This window comes from Pseudomonas sp. HMSC066A08 (genome assembly GCF_001813025.1).
Lineage (GTDB): Bacteria > Pseudomonadota > Gammaproteobacteria > Pseudomonadales > Pseudomonadaceae > Pseudomonas > Pseudomonas aeruginosa.
Genome location: NZ_KV811324.1, coordinates 1 through 23,311 on the forward strand (window position 1 = coordinate 1; position 23,311 = coordinate 23,311).

25 protein-coding genes, 1 tRNA gene and 2 pseudogenes are annotated in these 23,311 nt (G+C 62.8%); 14 read left to right on the forward strand and 14 right to left on the reverse strand.

The window, feature by feature from the left end; all coding sequences use genetic code 11:
- Positions 1-244, reverse strand: a pseudogene (locus HMPREF2886_RS21075) (hypothetical protein); the annotation flags it as partial.
- A gap of 751 nt (positions 245-995) precedes the next feature.
- On the opposite strand from HMPREF2886_RS21075, the gene HMPREF2886_RS21085 reads away from it, so the two are divergent.
- Complete coding sequence (locus HMPREF2886_RS21085; protein ID WP_003096122.1) at positions 996-1,502, forward strand: GNAT family N-acetyltransferase; 507 nt, start codon at positions 996-998, stop codon at positions 1,500-1,502.
- A gap of 664 nt (positions 1,503-2,166) precedes the next feature.
- Here HMPREF2886_RS21085 and HMPREF2886_RS21090 read toward each other — a convergent pair.
- The 13 genes from HMPREF2886_RS21090 to HMPREF2886_RS21145 all read right to left on the reverse strand — a co-directional run bounded on the left by HMPREF2886_RS21090 (position 2,167) and on the right by HMPREF2886_RS21145 (position 9,816).
- The gene (locus tag HMPREF2886_RS21090; RefSeq protein WP_003096124.1) at positions 2,167-2,466 is read right to left on the reverse strand and encodes a hypothetical protein; all 300 of its coding nucleotides are present in this window, start codon (positions 2,464-2,466) and stop codon (positions 2,167-2,169) included.
- Between the two features lie 104 nt (positions 2,467-2,570).
- Positions 2,571-3,389, reverse strand: a complete 819-nt coding sequence (locus HMPREF2886_RS21095; RefSeq protein ID WP_031653275.1) for a coiled-coil domain-containing protein — start codon at positions 3,387-3,389, stop codon at positions 2,571-2,573.
- Between the two features lie 256 nt (positions 3,390-3,645).
- Complete coding sequence (locus HMPREF2886_RS21100) at positions 3,646-3,942, reverse strand: hypothetical protein (RefSeq protein ID WP_003096128.1); 297 nt, start codon at positions 3,940-3,942, stop codon at positions 3,646-3,648.
- Positions 3,942-5,492 carry a DUF3631 domain-containing protein gene (locus tag HMPREF2886_RS21105; RefSeq protein WP_031653276.1) on the reverse strand — a complete coding sequence of 517 codons (1,551 nt, stop codon included), beginning with the start codon at positions 5,490-5,492 and terminating at the stop codon, positions 3,942-3,944. Before HMPREF2886_RS21105 ends, HMPREF2886_RS21100 begins: the two co-directional genes overlap by 1 nt.
- Positions 5,492-5,866, reverse strand: a complete 375-nt coding sequence (locus HMPREF2886_RS21110) for a virulence-associated protein E (protein WP_031653277.1) — start codon at positions 5,864-5,866, stop codon at positions 5,492-5,494. Before HMPREF2886_RS21110 ends, HMPREF2886_RS21105 begins: the two co-directional genes overlap by 1 nt.
- Positions 5,863-6,153: a hypothetical protein gene (locus tag HMPREF2886_RS21115; RefSeq protein ID WP_031653278.1), complete on the reverse strand. Its 291-nt coding sequence runs from the start codon at positions 6,151-6,153 to the stop codon at positions 5,863-5,865. The genes HMPREF2886_RS21110 and HMPREF2886_RS21115 overlap by 4 nt, the downstream gene beginning before the upstream one ends.
- A gap of 2 nt (positions 6,154-6,155) precedes the next feature.
- Entirely contained in the window at positions 6,156-6,461 is a 306-nt protein-coding gene (locus HMPREF2886_RS21120; protein WP_023109345.1) for a hypothetical protein, read from the reverse strand.
- Positions 6,458-6,706: a hypothetical protein gene (locus tag HMPREF2886_RS21125; RefSeq protein ID WP_023435055.1), complete on the reverse strand. Its 249-nt coding sequence runs from the start codon at positions 6,704-6,706 to the stop codon at positions 6,458-6,460. The genes HMPREF2886_RS21120 and HMPREF2886_RS21125 overlap by 4 nt, the downstream gene beginning before the upstream one ends.
- Positions 6,703-6,936, reverse strand: coding sequence for a hypothetical protein (locus HMPREF2886_RS21130; protein WP_023110507.1), 234 nt, complete (start codon positions 6,934-6,936; stop codon positions 6,703-6,705). Before HMPREF2886_RS21130 ends, HMPREF2886_RS21125 begins: the two co-directional genes overlap by 4 nt.
- Positions 6,929-7,177: a hypothetical protein gene (locus HMPREF2886_RS21135; protein ID WP_031653279.1), complete on the reverse strand. Its 249-nt coding sequence runs from the start codon at positions 7,175-7,177 to the stop codon at positions 6,929-6,931. The genes HMPREF2886_RS21130 and HMPREF2886_RS21135 overlap by 8 nt, the downstream gene beginning before the upstream one ends.
- A 284-nt stretch (positions 7,178-7,461) precedes the next feature.
- A complete protein-coding gene (locus HMPREF2886_RS21140; RefSeq protein WP_023098867.1) occupies positions 7,462-7,686 on the reverse strand; it encodes a helix-turn-helix transcriptional regulator in 225 nt (74 codons plus the stop codon).
- Between the two features lie 111 nt (positions 7,687-7,797).
- Positions 7,798-8,310 carry a hypothetical protein gene (locus tag HMPREF2886_RS34365; protein ID WP_124715998.1) on the reverse strand — a complete coding sequence of 171 codons (513 nt, stop codon included), beginning with the start codon at positions 8,308-8,310 and terminating at the stop codon, positions 7,798-7,800.
- Between the two features lie 768 nt (positions 8,311-9,078).
- Positions 9,079-9,816, reverse strand: a complete 738-nt coding sequence (locus HMPREF2886_RS21145; protein ID WP_003096148.1) for an SDR family NAD(P)-dependent oxidoreductase — start codon at positions 9,814-9,816, stop codon at positions 9,079-9,081.
- A gap of 158 nt (positions 9,817-9,974) precedes the next feature.
- On the opposite strand from HMPREF2886_RS21145, the gene HMPREF2886_RS21150 reads away from it, so the two are divergent.
- The 13 genes and pseudogenes from HMPREF2886_RS21150 to HMPREF2886_RS35075 all read left to right on the forward strand — a co-directional run.
- Positions 9,975-10,664 carry a DUF502 domain-containing protein gene (locus HMPREF2886_RS21150; protein WP_033976900.1) on the forward strand — a complete coding sequence of 230 codons (690 nt, stop codon included), beginning with the start codon at positions 9,975-9,977 and terminating at the stop codon, positions 10,662-10,664.
- Positions 10,665-10,912: 248 nt separating this feature from the next.
- On the forward strand, positions 10,913-11,686 hold the full coding sequence (locus tag HMPREF2886_RS21155; protein WP_003096153.1) for an ABC transporter ATP-binding protein: 774 nt from the start codon (positions 10,913-10,915) through the stop codon (positions 11,684-11,686).
- 14 nt (positions 11,687-11,700) lie between these two features.
- Positions 11,701-12,453 carry an ABC transporter substrate-binding protein gene (locus HMPREF2886_RS21160; RefSeq protein WP_003096156.1) on the forward strand — a complete coding sequence of 251 codons (753 nt, stop codon included), beginning with the start codon at positions 11,701-11,703 and terminating at the stop codon, positions 12,451-12,453.
- 60 nt (positions 12,454-12,513) lie between these two features.
- Positions 12,514-13,209 (forward strand): ABC transporter permease, encoded by a 696-nt coding sequence (locus HMPREF2886_RS21165; protein WP_070748294.1) that lies wholly within the window; start codon positions 12,514-12,516, stop codon positions 13,207-13,209.
- A complete protein-coding gene (locus tag HMPREF2886_RS21170) occupies positions 13,206-13,898 on the forward strand; it encodes an ABC transporter permease (RefSeq protein ID WP_003096163.1) in 693 nt (230 codons plus the stop codon). Before HMPREF2886_RS21165 ends, HMPREF2886_RS21170 begins: the two co-directional genes overlap by 4 nt.
- 68 nt (positions 13,899-13,966) lie before the next feature.
- Positions 13,967-15,187 (forward strand): methyltransferase, encoded by a 1,221-nt coding sequence (locus tag HMPREF2886_RS21175; RefSeq protein WP_070748296.1) that lies wholly within the window; start codon positions 13,967-13,969, stop codon positions 15,185-15,187.
- A 402-nt stretch (positions 15,188-15,589) separates the two neighbouring features.
- Entirely contained in the window at positions 15,590-16,060 is a 471-nt protein-coding gene (locus tag HMPREF2886_RS21180; protein WP_033973415.1) for a MarR family winged helix-turn-helix transcriptional regulator, read from the forward strand.
- 3 nt (positions 16,061-16,063) lie between these two features.
- Positions 16,064-17,542 (forward strand): efflux transporter outer membrane subunit, encoded by a 1,479-nt coding sequence (locus HMPREF2886_RS21185; protein WP_070748298.1) that lies wholly within the window; start codon positions 16,064-16,066, stop codon positions 17,540-17,542.
- 14 nt (positions 17,543-17,556) lie between these two features.
- Positions 17,557-18,741: an HlyD/EmrA/EmrK family protein gene (locus tag HMPREF2886_RS21190; protein WP_003110594.1), complete on the forward strand. Its 1,185-nt coding sequence runs from the start codon at positions 17,557-17,559 to the stop codon at positions 18,739-18,741.
- 10 nt (positions 18,742-18,751) lie between these two features.
- The gene (locus HMPREF2886_RS21195; protein ID WP_003146487.1) at positions 18,752-20,281 is read left to right on the forward strand and encodes a DHA2 family efflux MFS transporter permease subunit; all 1,530 of its coding nucleotides are present in this window, start codon (positions 18,752-18,754) and stop codon (positions 20,279-20,281) included.
- Positions 20,282-20,354: 73 nt separating this feature from the next.
- Positions 20,355-20,430: transfer RNA gene (locus tag HMPREF2886_RS21200), tRNA-Thr, on the forward strand.
- A 150-nt stretch (positions 20,431-20,580) separates the two neighbouring features.
- A complete protein-coding gene (locus HMPREF2886_RS21205) occupies positions 20,581-21,900 on the forward strand; it encodes a tyrosine-type recombinase/integrase (RefSeq protein ID WP_070748300.1) in 1,320 nt (439 codons plus the stop codon).
- A gap of 916 nt (positions 21,901-22,816) precedes the next feature.
- Positions 22,817-23,135, forward strand: a pseudogene (locus tag HMPREF2886_RS35075) (integrase); the annotation flags it as partial.
- Positions 23,136-23,311 lie beyond the last annotated feature (176 nt).

A 23,311-nucleotide genomic window follows, 5' to 3' on the forward strand; every position in this document is an offset into this window, starting at 1 on the left:
CGATGCGCAGGGTCTGCCACACGCGGCTAGCCCCGACTCCCTCAGCCGAGATATCGGTGGCCAGGCAGAGACCGCGCCACGTCGCCTGTTCGTCTCGCACCTCGACCAGCATTCCCGGCTGCACCAGGCCCGGTACCCCGTCGTCCTTCTGGAACAGCGGGATGCGCCGCGTCTCGATCGCCTGGTTACCGCCCTTCGACAGCTCGCAGATCCCGCGCGAGCGCGCCACCTCGGTACCGGTCATCCAGTCCTCCATGACGTCAGGCGCTGATTCCTCGCCGGCGGTAGTGGTTCATGGTGGTCGGCGAAGCCTGGCGCAAGGTGGGAGCTATCCGGCCCTTACGCTCTCCGGCCTGGTCGCTGTGCTGCCCGAGGTGATCGCCCAGCTGACGGCTGATCCGGCAGCCTCGAGCGTGGTCGACTGGACCAGATGCTGGAGTGGCAACTGCGGGCTGTCGGCCAAGCGCAAGGCCTCAGCCAAGTCGATGACCCGGCCCAGCCGAGGCATTGCCTGTCACACTGTGACAGGTCCGTGACGGATCACCATCACGCCCGCATCGGGAGCGACCAGCTCGCCAGAGGCCGGGCAATTCTGCGGGCTCAGCATGGCCTCAAAATTAAGGGCATGTTCACTACGAAAGTTTCGTAATACCCAAATCTGGTGGATTTGAGCGCGCGGGGACAGGCGTACGTGCGGCGTCCGACTGGTGCGCAGGTCCAAACCGGCGATTTGCCGGTTTTACTGGGGTAGCGTTCTTCGACCCCAAGGGCATAGCGAGACGCGCCCCCCTTTTGCTGTTGCTGGACAATCCGGCATCAAACCGCCGTGGACTCGGTTCGAGACTTCAGCAAGCGGTGCAGTATCGTCCACCGTCGTTGGTTCGGCCCCTGCGAGGTAAAACCGGCTGGGAGCAGGTTTGAATGGGTGATGACGGAGAGGGGCGGCTGCGAGCATGCTTGCCCAACAGCCTCCAGGGCATATGGGGAATCTACTGATGGACCGGAGTTACACCACTTACTACTTGGAAATGACCTCGGCTGCCGCGCTGAGAGCAAAGCCACAGCCGCACGATCTTCAGATCATCGAATGTGAAGTGCCTCAGGCAGCATTGAATCGGTTTCTCTACGAACTGGTTGGAACGCCCTGGGAATGGGGAGATCTGGATGCCTGGAGCGATACCGATTGGCAGGCACTTGTCGAGCAGGACTGCCATCGGACCTGGGTCGCCTATCACCGCGGGGCAATCGCTGGCTACTACGAACTGTACCGGCCTGACGGCTGCAACACCGAAATCCGTTACTTCGGGCTGGCATCTCAGTTTCTAGGGCACGGCTTCGGCGGTGCGCTGTTGAGCCATGCCATCGAATCAGCATGGCAATGGCCTGGTACAACGCGGGTATGGGTGCATACCTGTACATTCGACCATCCGGCTGCACTTGGAAACTATCAGGCGCGCGGCTTTCGCATTTTCAAGCAGGAGGAAACGGAGCTAAGCCAATGACCTATCTCGCCGTTCTCTGCTGGTTATGGCCACGCAGTGTGATGGTCTGATCCGATGCAAATGATGGGGCAAGTCGAATGCAATCAGGTGGTCAAGTATGTGCCATTGCACACCTTGTTCAAACCAACCGGCTGCAAGTCAGCGCTTCAGCCAATGGCGAGTGCATCCGGAACTGGAGGGATCATCTCTGTTGGAACATCTCCGGATAGGCGGGTATGTAACTGCGGAGCGGCCCGCTCGCGCTCTTCAAAGGACCCTAGCCGTCCAAAAGGTCGCGACGTGCCCCACATCAAACCGTGGGGCCCCTAGGTGAATCGTGTTGATACGGGTGCGCGGACTCTCGGTTTCGGTCTACATGCAGAATTTTTTGACGATAGGCCGGTTCCGGTTTCTCCTGAAAGCCGCATGGCTGCTGGGTCTGCTGCTGATGAGAACCGGAAGCGCCTCCCTCTTGGTTGTTATATTGAATCGACGAAAGCCAGTAACGGCGCGGGTTACAGCGCTACGACTAAACAACAACCAACCCCCGAAAAATTTCATATGTAGAGCGGGAACGAGGTTCGAATTACCCCCTCCAAGGGCCACGCTTCAGGGGCCCCCGGTGCTTTTCGAGTAGCACGTCACTCGCCCGCTTGGTTCCAGTCCATGGGCTTGCCCTTACGGGTCAGCCATCTGTGTCTTCATCCTCATTTTCGTAATAGTCCTCAAGCTCCTTGGCCAGGTCGTGGCCTTTCCAGGTCAAATGGAACACCTGCTTACCGTCTGGTGCGGCTTCCGTGGAGCGAATGAAGCCCTCTCCCTCGAGTAGTTTGAGATAGTGCTCGAACTCGTCGTCCGGCATTTTTCCCAGCAACTCCTCCTTCGAGTAGCTACCCTTGAGCCCGCGGAGGTCGACAGGTTTGTAGAACTCGTAGGCGCGAAGCCCTTCGAGGATGACGAATGCTTTCTGCTTGTCTCGGATCATCTCTTTTCCTTATGGTTCGGCGTTGGTTTCAGCTTGTATGGTGCCGCAGATCAGGTGACCGAAGAAGCCCCCGCCGGGAAGGTGCCGGCGGGGTATGGCGTCAGTCAGGTAGACAGATCCGCCAGGGTTATCGCCTGGCTGTCAGGCGCAAATGTCGGCAGCTTCAGCGCTCTCAGGTGATCCCGCATGCCTTGTGCTACAAGCTGGGCGCCGATCTTGGCCAGGACAGTCGCCGCGCTGTCCCATTCGGCACCCAGACGGACGCATATTGCTTCACGCTGTTCGTCCTGTGCCGCTTGTTCTGCTTGATGCGCCTCGGCCAGTTGCTCGGCCAGACCCGCAGCCTCCTCCTCTAGAGCTGCAACCAGTGGGGCATTGGCCTCTGCTGATGCGCGCGCCGCCTTTGCCGCTGTGCCGGCCGCATCCATCTTCGCCTGGGCGGCTTTGGCGGCCTTCTTGTCACCGTTCGCTGTGGCTCTGGCCATTTCCTGGGCTGCCGCTACCTCGACGTCCTTGGCCTGCTGGAGCGACTGCTCGGTGTTGCTCTGCATCTGCTCCAGATGGCCGCGCACGCGCTCCAGGCTTTCGGTGATGCTCGCGATACGTGCCGCGGCAGCCTTCTCTTGCTCTGTCGCCAGGGCGATCCGCTCATCAGCGCCAGCTAACTTTTTGGCGTAGGCAATGCGGATGTCGAGTTGACGGAGGTTGTAGTCAATCGAGTCAATGCTAGCCCTGGTGTTGGACAGGGCGTCGCGAGCCGCTTGCTTCTCTTCACTGCCTACCATGTTGCCCAGGTGCCAGCCAGTGGGAGCTTGCTCAAGGGCGTTTTCCAGGCGGGGTAGGTTTGCCTCCAGACGCTCCCGCTCCTCAATGAGATCCTGGCGCTGTTGTTGCAGTTGGTTCAGTTCGTTGTTGCCGCTCATGCTGGGTTCTCCAGTGTTTAAAGGTTGTGGTGAATGCTGGCGTGCTAGGCCCGGTTCGCGGTGTTCCTCCATCGGCAATAGTGGTTCAGAGGAGCGGAAGCTCCGTATCAGCCCTGTAACTACCCCATGCGGTCTGGTTGTCGGCGATTAGGACGGTGCGTATCCCTGCAACTCGGCGGCGACTCCGGTATCAGTCCGTCCAGCAGGGGCGCCATGCCCAAGTACTCAAGGTGAGCGCGAATCTCATCGTCGATGCTCATGGTCCTACCTCGGCGTCAGGCCATATCCCCTGCGCGTGCGCCAGCGCTTCGGCATGAGTGCAGGGCTCGCCAACCATGACGAAGGGACGGCAATCAGGGAGGCATACCCGCCAGTGCGCCCGACGCTCGATGCCATCGTTAGCGGCCAGTTCGGCGAGCAGTTCGAGGCGGTGTGCTTTGACGTACTTGCGCACGTCATCGGTGAGCTTTGATGCAGGGGACACGATGATGCGTTTCCCCTGTGCCTTGGCGGTCAAGCCGCGCTCGCGGAGGAAGTCGATAGCAGCGCCCATCACAGTTCCTCCGCATCGTTTTCGTCCCAGATCGGTTCCGGCCTCTCGACCTCTTTCCTGGGAAGGGGTGTTTTATCCGTCACACCGTCACAACCCACGCCAGTCGGGGTTTTCAGGGACTTTTTATCCGTCACACTGGTGGTAGGTGTGACGCTTTGAGAATCGCTGGAAGCCCCGTGGTTTCTGACTTGTGACGGTGTGACGCTCGAAGAGGGGGAGCCTGTGGCAAGGTATCGGTCGAAGGCATCCCGGAACTGGTCCAGGGAGTACCCTTTCTTGGTATCGAAACCTTGGCGCACCGTGCCTGACTTGATGCCGAACTCCGCCAGCTTGGCCGACAGTTGCCGGGGTGACATCGGCTTGCCTCGGTTCCAGGTCGCCCAGGGTGCCTCCTCATCGGCAACCAACGCTTCGAGCAGATCGGCACTGAATACCTTGCTGGCGCTCTTCGCCTCGAACACCGCCTTTACGTCTGCCAGCAGCTCGGCACCGATGCTAGGAGATTCACCTTCCAGCCCGTGCAGGGCGATGGCAGCGTTGCGGGCCGACTTCGGCCAGTGGTCGCCGGCCAGGTCGGCAATGGCCAGCAGAGGCTCCCAAGCGTCGTTGGCGCGGTCGTTCAGGCCAGGGATGGGGGCCGGCCTTGCCTTGCCGATGGCCTCGGCGCTATCGAGCGCGAAGCGGGCCAGGCGCGAACGCAGCGACTCCCACAAGGCGGGGTCGGAGTGGCGCAGGCTCTCCACGTTTTCACCAGCGGTACGTCGCCGCAGACGCAATGGCACGCTGCGGTCGGCCAGGGTGTCGGCGATCTTGCCGATACCGCACAGCGCCTTGGCACCCCACACGTTGAATGCGGTGGGCATGTGATCGTCTCCGACGCAGCGAATGACGATGGCGCTGTCTCGCGTGAAGCCGGCATTGAGGATGCCGCGGGCGTCTTCGTGGGCGGCCAGGAAGGCGTCTACCTCGTCTATCAGTAGTGTCGGCGCCCACAGCTCGATGGAGCGATACAGCGCAGCGGGGGCAATGTTCGACACCTGCAAGGGACGGTTGGCCAACTTGCCCAGGGCGGTGAGCAAGATGGACTTGCCACAGCGCTTTTCCGGCGCAGTGATGTTGGCGATGGGCGCCACCTGCACTACGTCCACCAGCCAGGTGAAGGCTGCCCAGAGTGCGGCAGCCCGCAGCGTTTCCTTGTCCGCGATCACGTGCCGGGCCAGGGCATGGGTCACGTCATCGAGCAGGTCTGCACCATCCACCGGCTCCGGCCACGGCTCCACCTCTTCGAAGATGCTGGCGTTGGCGGGCTCGGCGTCATCGTCCACGCAGGCAGTTAAGCGATCGAACTCGCCCATGCTCAGCACCTTGGTGTCCTTGACCTGGGCGCGCAGCCGGGCAAAGGCGGCGGGATCCTTGGCACGCATCTTCTTGAGTTGGCCGAGGATGGCGGTCTCGTACAGGGCGCCAGCATCCTCCTCCAGTCTCTTGAGCGCATCAGCCACTTGGTCAACGGTGGCCCACTGGTCAGCGAAACGGTCTTTCTCTGCCATCAGCTCACCCCCAACCGCTGCTTGGCCAGGTGGAAGCGCTCCAGGTCTTCGGCGGCCATTTCCTTGCCTTGCTCGAGTAGGTTCTTGCCGATCAGGTACACCGCGCGCTCATGCTGGATGGCTTCACGGCTGGGGCCGGTGCGTTGGCGCTTCTCGCCCGGGAACAGGTCAGCCAGTTGCAGGCCGACCGCCGTCACGACCTCGGCAGCCGTGCAGCCGACCCAGCACTTGAGCAGGACCGTACCGTCCTCGGTTTCGGTGACGCGCAGGCTGGGTGACTTGTCGTCGTGGGCTGGACAGCAGGCTTTCCAGCGGCTTTTACCGTCCGCTTTCACCTTGTCCAGACGTGGCAGCAGCTTGTCGATAGGGGTCATTGACCACCCCCTTGCCTCTGGCAGAAGGTGCGGCAGACCTCACCGTTGTTCCACGCATGCCAGCGAGTGGACTCGCTCACCTCATCGACCAGCGCGGACCTGACAACCGCGCCAGCGCTGCGCATCAGGTGCCGACCACACTCGGCATCAGCGTGGGAGAGGAAGGGGCCGAGGAGCGCACGGCTGGCCTCGGGGTGATGGACGTAGAACAGTTCGACCGGCTGGGCGGCGTTCTCCGGGCAAGCCGATCCCGTCAGCGCCTCGCGGCGCTGTTGGACATTGGTCATGGTTAGGCCTCCTGGGCGGTGCTGGTCAGGCCGGGGGAGAGGGCGGGAGTCTGAACCGCCGCTCTGGATGCGCGCCTGGGCGCCGGGGCTTTGCGCTTACCTCGCTTGGGGGCGAATCGCTCATCCCACTCCAACTCGCCCACGCCGAGGAACCAGACGCACTCGTAGATTTCCAGCGCCTGGCCGGGGTGCTCGCGCCGCAGCATGCGCAGGGCCCGGCTTGCCTCAACCAGGGTGCGGATCGGGCCGGCCTTGCCGTAGGGGAATGCTGTCTTGTCACGGGCCTGGATGCAGTAGTACCGAATCACTGGGCACCTCCCACGGCACCAAGCTCTTTGCGCAGGCGCTCGACCTCGCAGTCGAGGTAGTTCGCGCAGTCATAGCTCAAGTAGTGCGACAGACCGGCCAGGGCCTCGGCATGGACGCCTTTGCCGTGCCGGAGGTCAAGCTTGATAGCCGCCGCCAGAGCAGCGAGCCACTGAGTCTGCTCCCGACCATAGCTCACAGCTTCCACCGCGTCGTCGGCGATCCGCTCGAGGGGACGAATGCTCATTGGGCACCCCCTTCCTGGGCAATCTCGGCTGCCTCACACAGGTCGTAACCAGCGTCTTTGACGTAGACCGAGATCGTCAGTACCGCATGGACCAGACCGTTGATGTGGTCCTTGTTGAGGAAGTGTTCGCAACCGTCGGCACCAAGCAGGTTGGCGATGGTTTCCAGGGCGAAGCCCGCGCCGGTCAGGTTGCCGCCGATGGAGTCGGAGAGCGTCACCAGGTTACGCATGGGACACCTCCTTGGCCTTCAGAGCAGCAGCGATCTCTTCGCAGGCATCGGCCCAGGCATCGCCCTCTAGGTTCTCCAGCCAGGCGCAGGCGTCGGACTGGGCTTCGAGGGAGCGCTGGATAGCGCGGTGGTGGTTGTAGCGGTTGAGTCGAACGGCAAGGGAGGAATTGCTGCGCAGAGCAGCAAGGGCCATTGCCCGGTGGGCAGAGGCGCGTGCTTTGGACGGATTACAGGTGGTCATGGGTGAAGCTCCTATTGCTGAATTGGAGCTGCCACCTTTCGCGGCCAAGCGAATGGGGGAGGCAGCAGTACGCGGGTTGGCCGACCGGGGCAATAGGGACCCGGCACACCCGAAGGTGTCCCGCGCACTGCCGCCATAACACGATAGTGCGGACGCAAAAAAAGCGCCTGCAATGTGATGTTGGGCGCTGGTGCGCCTATTGCTGTTCGACCGGCCAAGGTCGGCCACGGGATTTACCGTGACGGGCAAACCATAGCGCCAGCATGGAGGGATTGCAAGGGCCATCATGCGACCTCCCCTCGGCTTTCAGCTACGCGAGCGTCACACCAGTCCATAACTTCGGACTCGATCCAAACAACGGACTTCGGACCAAGGATGACTTGTGCGGGGAAAGTCCCGGCTGCGATACGGCGATATATCTCGGAGCACGAAAGGCCGGTGATCTCTTCCACGGCCTGGCGCTTGATAAAGCGGCGGATGGGTTGGGTACTGCTGGTGGTGCTTGCCATCGTCTGCGCCTCCTTGGGCGTGATTGGTAACGATGGCTGCACGGTAAAGGTGAGGGTGGGGGTGACAGCTATGGGCGACATAGTGTCATCTCACACTGTCACCCATTAGGGTCAATCGCCCGATATCGAGTCGGGCTTGATAGCTGATGCCAATACTATTGCTTTACGCGCCGGCTCATTATTTGACTGAAGCGAAAGATCTAATAACTCACCAATTTCAATTCCGATCTCCTTCTGGGTCGGCTGCCTCTTATCTGGCGTATAGTCTACCCAGTACTTCATAGCAGCAGCGTGCATGGCCTTGAGCTCTCTGGTGGCATAGGGAAAGGCAATTCCTGGCTCAGAAGAACTGCCAGCTAAGGGGACGTCCTCTCCGCCCGTTACAGGAGAGTCCACTGGACCAGTGACCACAAATTCCTCACCCACCACCTTCAACTTTAAAAGTTCAAGCAATCTCCCAATTAGAGCTATATCATTTCCGTATCTTCCATACAGTACAGACGCATCCACACCAACTACACGAGCAATAGTATTTAGACCAACTGACTCAACACGACTTCTAATTAGATCCTCGGATGACTGGGCCACTGGGTGGTTCGACATGAGGGGAAGCGAAGCGTTCATCTTACGCGCCAACGTTTCGATGTCTGCGGGCCTAACCTCGGGCCCTCTCGATTCATCGTACTCTTCCAAGCACCAGCGACACCCATGAAGAGTTCTAACACAAGACAAATCAGAAATGTCGCCAATCAACTCGACCGAACTGTCATTATAAAGCTGAGACGGATTACACACGCGAGAATACCCCACCCCAGCAACACTTATGGAAGCACTCTCCTCATAGTTTATTAAAACTCCGCGCCAACCTTCACAATTGAGGTAGACAGGACACTCCCCAAACTCACAAAGTTGAAGAGTCTCAAATATATCCAACTCAGTTCCTGTTAACTGCCTCAGCCACCTAGAAGCTTGCTCAATGGACAACCACGGGAACAATCGATATGCCTTTTCCAATCACATGCCTCTCCCAAATGCTCCCCATCGAACGGATCCGCCAGCCTGGCAGGTGGGGGGACCTGCTCTTCGCCCCGTCGGGCTAGGCTGGCCAAACGCTCTGCCGGCACTGGTTATCCGAACAGTAATAGCCAGATATTAACCACGGATGCTCCGGGAACAAAGGGGAATTGTCGGGAACAAAGGGGAGTAAATCGATGCAGAACCTCGGGGTACTTTTCGTTTTGGGGGTATATTTGGGGGAACAGCCTAAAACACAAACCAGGGAAATCCAGTAAATACATGGACTATAGCCAACAGTTCGATTCCGTCCCTGGCACCATGAACACGACGAAAAGGCTCACCTCCGGGTGGGCCTTTTTGCTTTCCGCCGTTCGCCTAGACGTGCTGCCCGCCGTTGACGTGGATTTCCGCGCCATTCACGTAGGATGCGCCACTGGTGCAGAGGAAGTAGATCAGCGAAGCGATCTCCTCCGGCCGGCCGAGGCGGTGCAGCGGGATGCTGCGCTCGACGATCTCCTCGGTGCCCGGCGACAGGATCGAGGTGTCGATCTCCCCCGGCGCGATGGCGTTCACCCGCACCCCATGCGGGCCGAAGTCGTGGGCCATCTCGCGGGTCAGCGCGGACAACGCTGCCTTGGAAGTGGCGTAGGCCACCCCGGCGAACGGATGCACCTTCGAGCCGGCGATGGAGGTCACGTTGATCACCGTTCCCTGCGCCGCCTTCAGTTCGGCGAACAGGCCGCGCGCCAGCAGGGCGGTGGAGAACAGGTTGACGTTGAACACCCGCAACCAGGTGGCGTAGTCGGTTTCCAGCACGCCGAGGCGTTCACCGCCTTCGCCCTTGGGCGAGATGCCGGCGTTGTCCACCAGCGCATGGAGCCGGCCGTCGCCGAGTTTCTCGCGGATCAACTCCAGGCTGGCCTCGACGCCGGGAATGTCCTCCAGGTCCAGGTGGATGTGGTTTTCCTCGCCGTCCGCCCAGGGACATTCGCTGGCCCAGCTCTGCCGCGACGCGGTGAACACTCGCCAACCCGCGGCGTTGAAGTACTTCACCGTGGCATGCCCGATACCGCGGCTCGCCCCGGTCAGCAACAGGGTCTTTCTCTCCGCCATACGCCCTCCGTGAAGGCCTGCTGGAATGAACGCGACTCGCACAGCCTACAAGGAATGACGAATCGCCGCGGCGGATCTTTCGCCCATCCCGGCGAACGGCCGAGCGTGAGCCAGGCAGTGCCGATAGACTAGGCGGACCTTGTCCGGACCCCCGATCGATGCTGAAGAAAAGCTTCAACTCCCTGCTCGCCACCTGGCTCGCCGGCCTGCTGGTGATGCTGCCGCTGGTACTCACCCTAGCCTTGCTGGCCTGGGTGGTCAGCTTGCTGAACCGCTTCGTCGGTCCATCCAGCCTGGTCGGTCGCGGCTTCGCCGCCATCGGCCAGCCGCTCGCTGGCGATTCGCCACTGGCCTACCTGCTCGGTACCGCGCTACTGCTGGTAGCCATCTACCTGCTTGGCCTCGGCGTACAGCTAGGCCTGAAGCGGCCGCTGGCCAACCTGTTCGACCTGACCCTGCGGCGCACCCCGCTGATCGGCAACCTGTACAACCTGGCCGACCGTTTCGTCGGCCTGCTGGACAAGAAGCAGGACGCCGACATCGCCGCGATGAGCCCGGTGTGGTGTTTCTTCGGTGGCGACGGCGCCGCCGTGCTGGCGCTGATGCCCAACCCCGAAGCGGTGGAACTGGACGGCCGCGCGCACTACGCGATCCTGGTGCCGACCGCGCCGATCCCGGTGGGCGGCGGCCTGCTCTACGTTCCGGTGGAATGGGTGAAACCGGCACAGATCGGCATGGATACCTTCACCAGCATCTATGTGTCGATGGGCATCACTCCACCGCCGCCGCTGGCCGCGGCCAAGGTGCTGGCGGAACCGCGCGGGGAGCAGCCGCCGGCGGCTCCATAGGCGGCCCCGCGTGCCCGGGAACGGGGCGCGCGCCGACCTCCAGGCTCTGCTTCAGGTCAGGATTCGCCAGGAGTTTTCTTCGAAAGCCGACAGTTTTGTTCCTACGCGACAGCGCACTGCAGCGATGCGACAAGATGCCGCCAACCCCGCTCCAGAGGCACGCCGCCTGCTTGGCTCCGGTTGAAGCGCTGTGCTAGCTTGCCTTCGCCAGGAAGGCCCTTCCAATCCGAATAACAAGAGGAAAATCCATGGCCGAGGCCACCCCCGCACTGGAAATCCGTAACCTGCACAAGCGCTACGGCGACCTCGAAGTGCTCAAGGGCATCTCCCTCACCGCCCGCGACGGCGACGTGATCTCCATCCTCGGATCGTCCGGCTCGGGCAAATCCACCTTCCTGCGCTGCATCAACCTGCTGGAGAACCCGCACCAGGGCCAGATCCTGGTCTCCGGCGAAGAGCTGCGCCTGAAGAAGAGCAAGAACGGCGACCTGGTCGCCGCCGACAGCCAGCAGATCAACCGGCTGCGCAGCGAGCTCGGTTTCGTCTTCCAGAATTTCAACCTGTGGCCGCACATGAGCATCCTCGACAACGTGATCGAGGCGCCACGTCGCGTACTGGGCAAGAGCAAGGCCGAAGCGATCGAGATCGCCGAGGGCCTGCTGGCCAAGGTCGGCATCGCCGACAAGCGCCACAGCTATCCCGCGCAACTTTCCGGCGGCCAGCAGCAGCGCGCGGCCATCGCCCGGACCCTGGCCATGCAACCCAAGGTGATCCTGTTCGACGAGCCCACCTCGGCGCTCGACCCGGAAATGGTACAGGAAGTGCTTAACGTGATCCGTGCGCTCGCCGAAGAGGGCCGGACCATGCTGCTGGTCACCCACGAAATGAGCTTCGCCCGCCAGGTTTCCAGCGAGGTGGTATTCCTCCACCAGGGCCTGGTAGAAGAGCAGGGAACGCCGCAACAGGTTTTCGAAAACCCCCAGTCGGCGCGCTGCAAACAGTTCATGTCCAGCCACCGCTAACGGAGCAACACCGCATGAAGAACTATAAGAAGATCCTGCTGGCCGCCGCTGCAACCCTGGCCTTCGCCCTCGACGCCAGCGCCGCCGACAAGCTGCGCATCGGCACCGAAGGCGCCTACCCGCCCTTCAACGGCATCGATGCCAGCGGCCAGGCGGTCGGCTTCGACCTCGACATCGGCAAGGCGCTGTGCGCCAAGATGAAGACCGAGTGCGAGGTGGTGACCTCCGACTGGGACGGCATCATCCCGGCGTTGAACGCCAAGAAGTTCGACTTCATCGTCGCGTCCATGTCGATCACCGACGAGCGCAAGCAGGCGGTCGACTTCACCGATCCCTACTACACCAACAAGCTGCAGTTCGTCGCGCCGAAGAGCGTCGACTTCAAGACCGACAAGGACTCCCTGAAGGGCAAGGTGATCGGCGCCCAGCGCGCCACCATCGCCGGCACCTGGCTGGAAGACAACATGGCCGACGTGGTCACCATCAAGCTCTACGACACCCAGGAGAACGCCTATCTCGACCTCTCCTCGGGGCGCCTGGACGGCGTGCTGGCCGACAAGTTCGTGCAGTACGACTGGCTGAAGAGCGACGCCGGCAAGGAGTTCGAGTTCAAGGGCGAGCCGGTGTTCGACAACGACAAGATCGGTATCGCCGTGCGCAAGGGCGACCCGTTGCGCGAGAAGCTCAACGCCGCGCTGAAGGAAATCGTCGCCGACGGTACCTACAAGAAGATCAACGACAAGTACTTCCCCTTCAGCATCTATTGATGCCAAGCCAGGTCACCGCCGGGGCGTCCCGGCGGTGGCCGCCTTCAGGCCTGACTTCTCATGATTCTCGACCTGCATGGGTTCGGCGACCAGCTGCTCGCCGGTACCTGGATGACCCTCAAGCTGTCGCTGGCGGCGGTCTGCGTGGGGCTGCTGCTCGGCCTCCTCGGCGCCATCGCGAAGACTTCGAAGCACGCGGCCCTGCGTTTCCTCGGCGGCACCTACACCACCATCGTCCGCGGCGTGCCGGAAACGCTCTGGGTACTGATGATCTATTTCGGCACGGTGAGCGGCCTGAACGCCCTCGGCGACCTTTTCGGCAAGCCGGACCTGGCGCTCTCGCCGTTCGCCGCCGGCACCCTGGCCCTCGGCCTGTGCTTCGGCGCCTACGCCACCGAGGTGTTCCGCGGCGCGCTGTTGTCCATTCCGCGCGGCCATCGCGAGGCCGGCCAGGCGCTCGGCCTGTCGCCCGGACGGATCTTCTGGCGCATCGTCCTGCCGCAGATCTGGCGGGTCGCCCTGCCCTGCCTCGGCAACCTGTACCTGATCCTGCTGAAGGACACCGCACTGGTGTCGCTGATCACCCTCGACGAGATCATGCGCAAGGCGCAGGTCGCCTCCAACGCGACCAAGGAACCCTTCACCTTCTACATGACCGCGGCCGCCATCTACCTGAGCCTCACGGTCGTCATCATGGTCGCCCTGCACTTCCTCGAACGTCGCGCCGGCCGTGGTTTCGTGAGGAACGAGCTATGAGCGAGTGGGAGCTGATCCTCAAGTGGATGCCGAAGATGCTCCAGGGCGCGGCGCTGACCCTGGAGCTGCTGGCGATCGCGGTGGTCGCCGGGCTCGCCCTGGCCCTGCCGCTGGGCATCGCCCGCGCCTCGCGGCACTGGTACGTGCGCGCGGTGCCGTACGCCTACATCTTCTTCTTCCGCGGCACGCCGCTGCTGCTGCAACTGTTCATCGTCTACTACGGCCTGGCGCAGTTCGAGGAAGTGCGCAAGAGCGCCTTCTGGCCCTACCTGCGCGATCCGTACTGGTGCGCGCTGCTGACCATGACCCTGCACACCGCCGCCTATATCGCCGAGATCCTCCGCGGCGCGATCCACTCGGTGCCGGTCGGCGAGGTGGAGGCCGCCCGCGCCCTCGGCATGTCGCGGCGCCAGGCACTCTGGCACATCATCCTGCCGCGCGCGGTGCGCATCGGCCTGCCGGCCTACAGCAACGAAGTGATCCTGATGCTCAAGGCCAGCGCGGTGGTCTACACCGTGACCCTGTTCGACATCATGGGCATGGCCCGGACCATCATCGCCCGCACCTACGAATCGATGCTGTTCTTCTGCCTGGCCGGCGCGCTGTACCTGGTGATCACCATCGTGCTGACGCGGATCTTCCGTCTGATCGAACGCTGGTTGCGGGTCGACGCCACCCAGGGCCGCTGAGCGGGCGCTTTCCGATGCCTACGGGGCGGCTATAATCGCCGCCCCGTTTTCCCGCTACCGCTCGCATCGTGTCCGAAACCTTCCCGTTCCTCACTGGCGACGCCCTGTCGCAGCGCTTCCTCGCGCTGGACGCGTTCCTCCTCGAACACCAGCGGCTCTGGCGACCCCGCCCGTTCAGCGAGCCGACCCTGGCGTGGGAAGCCGAACACGCCGAGCTGGCGTCATGGCTGCGCGGGCGCAGCCTCGAACAGGCCGACGCGGAGCACAACCAGCCCACCCGCCTGGCCGCGCCCGCACCTTATCCGCAGCTCGCCGCCCAGGCCGCGGCACTGGGCGCGGTCGGCGAACTGCCTTTGGCGGAGCGCCCGCAGGCACCGAACCGCTTCAATATCGACGTACCGGGACGCAAGTGGCAGCAGATCGGCCTGTTCGCCGGGCGCCTGCAGTTCGCCCGGCCAGTCACCCACTGGCTCGACTGGTGCTCCGGCAAGGGCCATCTGGGCCGCCTGCTGGCCCATGCGGGACAACCGCTGACCTGCCTCGAACACGATCCCGCGCTGGTCGCCGACGGACAACGCCTGAGCGACCGCCTGGGGCTCTCCGCCCACCACCTCCGCCAGGATGTGTTGGCCGCGGACTGCGCCGAGCGCCTGCTTCCCGGGCATACGCCGGTGGCCCTGCACGCTTGCGGCGAACTGCACCTGCGCCTGCTGCGCCTGGCCAGCCAGGCCGGCTGTCGCCAACTGGCGGTGGCGCCATGCTGCTACAACCGCATTCCGGGGCCTTTCTACCAGCCGCTATCGCAATCGGCAGGCCGATCGCAGCTCGCGCTATCGCTCGACGACCTGCGCCTGCCCCTGAGCGAGACCGTCACCGCCAGCCAACGGGTCCGTCGCCAGCGCGACCAGTCGATGGCCCGGCGCCTGGGTTTCGACCTGCTGCAGCGCGAGCTGCGCGGAATCGACCAGTACCTCAGCGTGCCTTCCCTTCCGGTGGCCTGGCTGGAACGTCCATACGCCGACTACTGTCGCGAACTCGCCGCCCTCAAGGGACTTCCCGAACCGGCCGCGCGCGACTGGCAGGCGCTGGAAGCGGCCGGCTGGAAGCGCCTGGCGATGGTTCGCAACCTGGAGCTGGTGCGTGCCCTGTTCCGCCGCCCGCTGGAACTCTGGCTGCTGCTGGATCGCTGCCTGTACCTGGCCGAACAGGGCTATAGCGTCCGCCTGGGCGAGTTCTGTCCGACCTCCCTGTCTCCGCGAAACCTGCTGATCCTTGCAGAGCGCAGCTGATACGGGTGTTCCAGATGGTTGCCCACACAACCTGTGGATAAGTCTGGTGACAAGTTCTGGGAAACATCTGCCGAGAGGCCCCTATCCAGGGGCGGGGAAAGCTGTTCAAAAAATGAACAGAAAAAATAAAATCCATATAAAACAATATCTTGATAGCAACCGAAATAACCACAGCGACTCTTAGAGCGTTTCCTTCCTATCCCTTGCCCGCTTGTGCATAAGCCTGGCTTTCCGGTTAATCCGAAAGTGGACTTGAGCACCGGCAATAGTTGCAAAACGGCATCGCATGACGTTCGAAGGAACGGATTGTTCTTTTATTGCAACGGTTGACCTCTTGTTAATCGCTGCCTAGGCAGTATTATTTTGAAACACTTTCCCTGCCTGGACAGCGATCCCCTCCCCATGGGCCACTACAGCGCTTCCGACTTTCCCTTCAAGGGCTCCATTGGCCAGCTCATCGGCATCAGTGCCGCGACCAAGGACCGCATCCTCGAGAAGCACCTCGCCGCGCTGGACATCACCGCCGCCCAGTTCAAGGTGCTGATCTTCGTCGGTCTCAACCGTGCCAACAGTCCGGTCGAACTGTGTCGCGAGCTGTCGGTGGACAGCGGCTCGATGACCCGCATGCTGGCGCGCCTGGAGAAAAAAGGGCTGCTGCTGCGTGGCCGCTGTCCCGAAGACCGCCGTTGCCTGCGCCTGGATCTGAGCGAAGCGGGACGGAAGGTCCAGGAACAGCTTCCGCTGATCGCCTCGGCGGCGATGAACGAGCTGGTCGCCTGCCTGAGCACGGAAGAACTGCAGACGCTGACCCATCTGCTGACCAAGGTTCTGCTACACGCCGGCTGCCCGCGGGTCAGTCTGCAGGAGTCCTGATCCATGCCGTTCCCTCTTCTCCATCCCTGGCCGCAGCGATTGGCGCTGGCCTCGGCGATACTGCTGGCCGCCGGCTGCGTCACTTCCGAAGGCCTGGAACCGAACGCCCGCCTGCAACCGGCAGGTGCCCTCCAGGCGGGCAGGAGTCTGGACGGCGTAGCCCTATCGCCAGCGGCCTGGCCGCGCCAGGACTGGTGGAGCGGGCTCGGCGATCGCCAGCTCGACCAACTGATCGGCGAAGCCCTGCAAGGCACCCCCGACCTGCAGATCGCCGAGGCGCGTGCGCGCCAGGCGGCGGCAACGGCCCAGGCGCAAGATGCCGCGCGCCAGCCGACGCTGGACGCCAAGGCCAGCTACTCCGGCATCCGCGCGCCGACCAGCGTGGCCCCGGCACCGCTCGGCGGCCGCTATTCGGCGATCAAGTACCTGTCGCTCGGCTTCAACTACGACTTCGACCTCTGGGGCGGCGAGCGCGCCGCCTGGGAAGCCGCCCTCGGCCAGGCCAATGCCGCGCTGATCGACAGCCAGGCCGCGCGCATCGGCCTCTCGGCGAGCATCGCCCGCGCCTATAGCGACCTCGCCCACGCCTTTACCGTGCGCGATCTCGCCGAGGAAGAACTGAAGCGCTCGCAGCGCATGACCGAGCTGAGCCAGAAACGCATGAGCGCCGGGCTCGACAGCAAGGTCCAACTGCAACAGACGCAGACCCAGCTGGCCACCGCCCGCCAGCAGCTCAGCGCCGCCGAGCAGGACATCGCCAGCGCCCGCATCGCCCTCGCCGTGCTGCTGGGCAAGGGGCCCGATCGCGGTCTCGAACTGCAGCGCCCGCAACCGCTGAACCCGGCCAGCCTGAGCCTGCCCTCGGTGCTCCCGGCGGAGCTGCTTGGCCGCCGCGCCGACATCGTTGCCGCGCGCTGGCGGGTCGAGGCGGCGCGCCGCAACATCGACTCGGCGAAGACCGAGTTCTATCCCAACCTCAATCTCGGCGCGATGGCCGGCCTCGCCGCCCTGCACACCAGCGACGTGTTGCAGGCGCCGAGCCGCTTCCTCCAGGTGGCGCCGGCGATCTCCCTGCCGATCTTCGACGGTGGCCGCCGCCGCGCCAACCTGGCCGAACGCGACGCCGACTACGACCTGGCTGTCGGCCAGTACAACAAGACGCTGGTCCAGGCCCTCGGCGAGGTCAGCGACGACCTCGGCAAGTTGCGCTCCCTGGAACAGCAGGTGGTCGACCAGCGCCAGGCCCGCGATATCGCCAGGTCCAACTTCGACCTGGCCATGCGTCGCTACGGCGAAGGCGTCGGCAGCTATCTCGACGCCCTCAGCGTGCAACAGCAACTGCTGGTCGCCGAACGCCAGCTGGCCAGCCTGGAGAGCCAGCAGATCGATCTATCCGTCCAGCTGGTCCAGGCCCTGGGCGGCGGTTTCCACCCCGATTCCCGCTCCGCTGCGCTCGCTACCGCGAAAGCGCCGGCAGAATGAACGAGGCACCCACCATGACTACCGCCAACAGCGAAACTCCCGCCGGCAACCCGAAGCGCAAGCGCTGGTTGCTGATCCTGCTCGCCGTGATCGTCCTCGCCACCCTGGCCAGCGTGGCCTGGGAGTTCTTCTACGGCCGCTGGCACGAGGACACCGACGACGCCTACATCAACGGCAACGTGGTGCAGATCACCCCGCAGATCGTCGGCACCGTGGTCAGTATCGGCGCCGACGACGGCGACCTGGTGCGCAAGGGCCAGGAACTGGTCAGGTTCGATCCCAGCGACGCCGACATCGCCCTCCAGCGCGCCGAGGCCAACCTGGCCCACACCGTGCGCCAGGTACGCGGGCTGTTCAGCAACGTCGACGGCTATCGCGCCGAGGTCGCCACCCGCAAGGTCGCGCTGGCCAAGGCCGAGGCCGACTACAAGCGACGCAAGAACCTCGCCGACGACGGCGCCATTTCCCAGGAGGAACTGGCCCACGCCCGCGACGCCCTGGACAGCGCGAAAGCCTCGCTGACCAGCTCGGAACAGCAGCTGAACACCAATCGCGCGCTGGTCGACGACACCCAGATAACCTCCCATCCGGACGTCAAGGCCGCCGCCGCGCAACTGCGCCAGGCCTACCTGGACGACGCGCGCTCGACCATCGTCGCGCCGGTCACCGGCTACGTCGCCAAGCGCAGCGTACAGGTCGGCCAGCGCGTGCAACCGGGCAATGCGCTGATGGCCGTGGTCCCGCTGGATCAGATCTGGATCGACGCCAACTTCAAGGAAACCCAGCTCAAGCACATGCGTATCGGCCAGCCGGTGGAGATCCGCTCCGACCTCTACGGCAGCGACGTGCGCTACAGCGGCACCGTCGACAGCCTCGGCGTGGGCACCGGCAGCGCGTTCTCCCTGCTGCCGGCGCAGAACGCCACCGGCAACTGGATCAAGATCGTCCAGCGGGTGCCGGTGCGCATCCATATCGATCCGCAAGAATTGCAGAAGCATCCGCTGCGCATCGGCCTGTCGATGGACGTGAAAGTCGACCTGCATGACCAGAGCGGCCCGGCCCTGGCCCAGCAGCCTCCGCGCGAAGCGCTGTTCTCCACCGATGTCTACCAGCAGCAACTGGCCTCGGCCGACAAGCTGATCGAACGCCTGATCGAAGCCAACCTCGCCGAAGACCACGGCAAGACCGCCCAGCGTTGAGCCCGCCAGCATGAGCGAAAGCAGCAGCTTCTCCCCGCCCAGCCTGGTGATGGCGACCATCGGCCTGTCCCTGGCGACTTTCATGCAGGTGCTCGACACCACCATCGCCAACGTCGCCCTGCCGACCATCTCCGGCAACCTCGGGGTGAGTTCGGAACAGGGCACCTGGGTGATCACCTCGTTCGCCGTGAGCAACGCCATCGCCCTCCCGCTGACCGGCTGGCTGGCCCGGCGGGTCGGCGAGGTGCGCCTGTTCATCGCCGCCGCGCTGCTGTTCGTACTCGCCTCGTTCCTCTGCGGCATCGCCCAGTCGATGCCTTCTCTGGTCGGCTTCCGCGCCTTGCAGGGTTTCGTCGCCGGGCCGCTGTATCCGATCACCCAGACCCTGCTGATCTCCATCTACCCACCGGCGAAGCGCGGCATGGCCCTGGCCCTGCTGGCGATGGTCACGGTGGTGGCGCCGATCGCCGGGCCGATCCTCGGCGGCTGGATCACCGACGACTACAGCTGGCCGTGGATCTTCTTCATCAACGTGCCGGTCGGCCTGTTCGCCGCCTTCGTCGTCTACCAGCAACTGAAGGCACGCCCGGTGACGATCAAGAAGGCGCCGATGGACTACGTCGGCCTGATCGCCCTGGTGATCGGCGTCGGCGCCCTGCAGATCGTCCTCGACAAGGGCAACGACCTGGACTGGTTCGAGTCGAACTTCATCGTCGGCGGCGCGCTGATCGCGGCGATCGCCCTGGCCTTCTTCATCATCTGGGAATTCACCGACCGCCATCCGATCGTCAACCTGCGCCTGTTCGCCCACCGCAACTTCGCCGCCGGCACCCTGGCGCTGGTGCTGGGCTATGCTGCGTTCTTCGGCATCAACCTGCTGCTCCCGCAATGGCTACAGACCCAGATGGGCTACACCGCCACCTGGGCCGGGCTGGCCGCCGCGCCAATCGGCATCCTCCCGGTGTTCCTCTCGCCGCTGGTCGGCCGCTACGCCAACCATTTCGACCTGCGCATGCTCGCCGGCCTGTCGTTCCTGGCGATGGCCATCACCTGCTTCATGCGCGCCAACTTCACCACCGAGGTCGACTACCAGCACATCGCCATCGTGCAGTTGATCATGGGGCTCGGCGTGGCGTTCTTCTTCATGCCGATCCTGAGCATCCTGCTCTCCGACCTGCCCCCCGACCAGATCGCCGACGGCTCCGGCCTGGCCACCTTCCTGCGTACCCTCGGCGGCAGCTTCGCCGCCTCGCTGACCACCTGGATCTGGAACCGCCGCGCCACCCAGCACCACGCCTACCTCAGCGAAAACATCAGCCTCTACGACCCGGCCACCCACGAAACCCTCGCCCAGCTCGGCGGCAACACCCAGGCGAACGCGGCGCTGCTCGACCGGATGGTGCAGAGCCAGGCCTACATGATGTCCACCATCGACTACTTCACCATGCTCGGCTGGCTGTTCCTCGCCCTGCTGGTGATCATCTGGCTGGCCCGCCCGCCGTTCGGCGCCAAACCCGGCGCGGCCGCCTCCGGGCACTGAGGACGAACGGCATTCGGGCAGGAAAATCAGTGGTTTACTCCTGGCGGCGGCTGGCTATAATGTCGCCCTCTTCGCCGGTATAGCTCAGCTGGTAGAGCAACTGACTTGTAATCAGTAGGTCCCGGGTTCGACTCCTGGTGCCGGCACCATTCAAGGTTCCATAGAAAGCTTTCAAAATCTCTGGAACCCCCGAAAAACCCGCCTTCTGGCGGTTTTTTTCGTTTTGATTCCGAGGGTAGCCAGCGTTAATAAGGGTACTTCTAAGGATACCTACCAATTCGACATTGGAAAGTACCCTTATGGCTCGCACAACAGCTCCCCTTACCGACAACGCCTGCCGCACTGCAAAGGCTCGCGAACGTGAGTACAAGCTTTTTGACGGCGATGGCCTTTACCTGCTCGTGAAGCCCAACGGTCGCAAAGGCTGGCGGCTCAGGTATGTGAAGCCCGATGGTCGCGAGGGCCTGACCTCACTCGGCAATTACCCGGTGGTCGGGCTGGCTGACGCTCGCCACAAGCGCTTCGAGCTCAAACAGCAGATCGCCAACGGCATTGACCCTATCCAGTCCAAGCAGCAGGCCAAGGTGCAAGCCGTGATCAATGGCCGAACCTTCGAAAGCGTTGCGCTCGATTGGTATGCCGGGATGGTGCCGAAGTGGGCGCCGGGCCACGCTAAGACTGTGCTCAGCCGGTTGAAGACTCACGTATTCCCTTTGTTAGGTGCCAGGGCAATCGTTGAGTTGGACACCCACGACCTCATGCAGCCACTGGAGGCTGTGACGAAGCGCGGCACCATCGACGTGGCGCTCAGGATCAAGAACTACCTGCAAAGCATCATGCGTGAAGCCAAACGGCTGCGGCTGATCACAGCGAACCCAGCTCACGACCTCGATGGCTCGATCAAGACACCACGGGTAACTCACAGACCCGCACTACCCTTATCGCGGCTGCCAGAGCTACTGGCATGCATTGAGGACTACAGAGGTCGCCCGCTCACGCGCCTCACGGTGATGTTGTCATTGCATGTATTCGTACGCTCCAGCGAACTGCGCTTCGCCCGTTGGAACGAGTTCGACCTCAAGCGCGGCATCTGGGAAATCCCCGACACCCGCCCGGCGCTGGACGGAGTGCCGTTTTCCACAAGGGGTACGAAGATGGCCGGGGACATCCACGTTGTACCCTTATCGCCGCATGCAGTGGCCTTGCTTGAGCAGATCCACGCGATCACCGGCAAGTTAGAGCTGGTGTTCGCGGGGGATGCCAAACCGTGGAAGCCGATGTCCGAGAACACGGTGAATGCCGCGCTCAGGACGATGGGCTATGACACCAAGGTGGATATCTGCGGCCACGGGTTCCGAGCCATGGCGTGTAGTGCGCTGGTCGAGTCCGGCCTGTGGTCGGAGACGGCTATCGAGCGGCAGATGAGCCACAAAGAACGCAACAACGTGCGGGCCGCTTATACCCACAAGGCCGAGTTCCTCGAAGAACGCCGGATGATCATGACCTGGTGGAGCCGGTTTCTGGAGGCGAACCGCGAGGACCATGTAACGCCGCATGAGTTTGCCAAGCAGACGGGCGAGAACGTCACGCGCCTGCGCAGTGCCAAGGGGACCGAGTAACTCGCCGCACCACCACCTCAACTTGCTGTGAAGTTACCCACAGCACCGCATGAAGCTCCTCCGCGCGGGTCCTTTCAAACGGGGCTGCAAAGCCGCCCCGTTTGAAAGGACCATACCTAAGAAAAAACTGCTGGCACAGCTTACGTCTGTGAAAAACCACTGATGTCCACCGGGGGATAGTTTTATTCACAGGCGCTAAATCCCTGATATCGCGCTGCTTGACGAATATCGCCCACAAGCGTAGACCGGGAGTCGCAAGAGCTGTCGATGACAGCACCCCAGGTGACTCGAACCTTAGAAGTCACGCCGCTCCTACGGTGGTTCTCCCCAAGGACGATTAGCATTCGGCAGCTCGCCCGGTCACCTCCCCGGTGATGGATGCTCTTACACATGTGGCCCTCGTGCGCCAGACAAACCGTACCTCGCTGCCCTGCAGCAATCTATCCGCTTGGCCGAATATTTCGCCAACCTGTGCTTCTGGAAAGAGACGGGCACTTCTACCACTGCTGCAGCCCTGATCGCACATGGCTTTGCGGCAATCCCCCTCGTGACAATCGGCGAGACAAACGCCGATGTCACCAGCAACAGCCATGTAGATGATGGTGCCGCAGACCAATGAATGGACTGCACCTGACTGACAGTCAGGCATGCCCCGGTCATCGAATTGCTGCTTACACATGGCTCAGGATCTCGCGGCACTGGTCTCGTCAGCCAATGCAGCCTCCACCCGCCCACCGGTAACGGTGCTCAGGAGGCCAGATCATGAGATGCCCTTGCTCCCGGACGTAAGGAGCCGTCAGTCTTGCGTAGTGGACATTCCCCACAGGTCGCAGGGGCCTTGATCCCTGAAAACACTCAACATTCTTGGCGGGATGACGTGGGGCGAGATCGGAGATCGGAAGACTAGGTGATAGAAATGGCATTGGTGGGCAGGCGCGATGGCCGTGTTCTCGGTTACGGCAGACAGTTGAGCTATCCAGGGCCGCAGGCGTTGAAAGATATGTTCGGCGGTGGCCGCTACGGCACGGTGCAGGCGGACAGTGATCGGTGACTAGCATACGTAGGTGGTGCCGGCCGATCAGGGACCCGGTATCAATGATGCGCGGCAGATTGATCAGAAGGTGTTGACGGATTTCGCAGCGTACCTACGCGACTTGGTGAGGCGCGGTGACCTTGCTATGGCTGCTCTTCGCAGTGATCAAGGTGTAAAAGTGCCATGTCCTAGCAAGGCGATTTAAAGAAGAGGGCTCAATTTACACACCCTTATGTTATGACCGCTAGAGCAATAGCGCTTCACTTAGAAAAACTTGGATGATGCATGACAGATAATTACATTCGGACCTGGCACATCACATCACATCACATCACATCACATCATAAGTTATTTATAAGCGCCTAAAAACTCAAAACA